General features: G+C 47.7%; 1 protein-coding gene. It reads right to left on the reverse strand.

Features of this window, described 5'->3' with window-relative positions; all coding sequences use genetic code 11:
• Nucleotides 1–325 precede the first annotated feature (325 nt).
• Complete coding sequence (locus CSQ89_RS21485; RefSeq protein WP_099407984.1) at nucleotides 326–844, reverse strand: hypothetical protein; 519 nt, start codon at nucleotides 842–844, stop codon at nucleotides 326–328.
• Between the last annotated feature and the right edge of the window lie 621 nt (nucleotides 845–1,465).

The raw sequence follows: 1,465 nt of genomic DNA on the forward strand, positions 1-1,465 counted from the left end.
CGACATTCTGGAAACGGGTAATGATTCCTACCGATTCAAACACCGCAAGAAAGGGTCGAAGACGTACTGAGTAAATGGAAAGAATTGGACGCTGTTACCTGGTAACTATTGGGCGCTGTTTGACAAGCGCGGCTTTGCCGTGCAATCGGCGAGTTTTAAGCAAACCGTTGGCACTTTGTGAGCCACTGTCTGTATCGCGACGACGGCTTTTAGTTTTGATGCTATTTGTTTGCTTGATCGTAAATAGAACAAAGCCGGTGAGGATTACTCCAGCACCGGCTTTATGGTTCAAGAATTACTAAGCATTCGAGGCTTTGAAGCCAAACTACATACTTTTTCGTTGGTAATCTGAAGTTGGAAACTCAGGCTCGAAATCCAGCGTTGAGAAAGGGGCTTGTACTGACACTGAACCTGGAGAAACACCCGCAGCAATAATTACCTCTTCCCCCAATGAGGAACGAAGTACGAGCCCGCACTCCGAGTAAGCGTCTGAATCCTCGTAAACTAAATATTCCACTGAGGTAACCAAGAACTCCTTTATTTCAGTAATGCTAAAAATGTTGCTGAACTGATCAGTATCGTCAATGACCTTTACATTGAGACTTCCGACTTCTTGCCAGCCAACAACCTCAGTGCACACTGAAGAGAATTCAAGAATGAGTTGGTTGTTAAAAATAAATCGCAGCTGCCATGCGCTTGCTAGCGAATGTCCCTCTGGTAAGGCGTATGCAGTAATGCTCAACCCTTCTAATAGTTGCTTTAGGTTCTCCGACTTCGCTCCTTCACATTGAAGACGAAGTACAGGGCGGCCATTTTCTTTGGAATTAGTAATGAAGGGTTTCATGTGGCTTTGTTCCATTGGGAGGAATGTCGATACTCTTACCTCCGGATGAATTTACCGGGCGGCCAAAAACACCATTAGGTCCAACTTGGCTACCTGGGGGAGCTTTGTCTCCTGGCTGCCAAGGCCGAGTTCCACCAGTTAGGGCGTCCAAATCTTTATCGTAATCACCCGTTCCGCCATGTTCTGGTCGGAGTGGCCCACTGGTGTGCCTCTTACCACCTTTATTTGGGCCTGCTCGTGGGTCACTTTGATCACCAACTAAGTCCGTTGGTAGAGGTGGGACTGCTGTACCTTGGTTAAAAATCCAGTCCCCAATCTTATCCGCAGCGTCGACACAAGCTTTTACGGTGGCTTTAACCGCTTGCTGACAACCTGGGGTTGCAGCGCAACCTGTAGCTAATATTGCTTCACAGGCACCACCTCCACAAACATAGGGTACGGCCATCCACGCAAACAAACCTTTGGGATCGGTGTATTTAAGTGGGTTTCCATGAACATAGGCATAGATATTCGGCTCTGACACAAACGGTCGTACCGACTCCCACCAAACCCAGACACCATGCGGGTTCCAGCGCATCCGCACAGGCTCAATCGCAGCAATAAAGAACAATTTTCTCTAGA

Source organism: Chitinimonas sp. BJB300, from assembly GCF_002735695.1.
GTDB lineage: Bacteria > Pseudomonadota > Gammaproteobacteria > Burkholderiales > Chitinimonadaceae > Chitinimonas.

Excerpts from the sequence above, each read along its gene's own strand:
- CSQ89_RS21485 (WP_099407984.1), bottom strand. The coding sequence starts at position 844 with ATGAAACCCTTCATTACTAATTCCAAAGAAAATGGCCGCCCTGTACTT.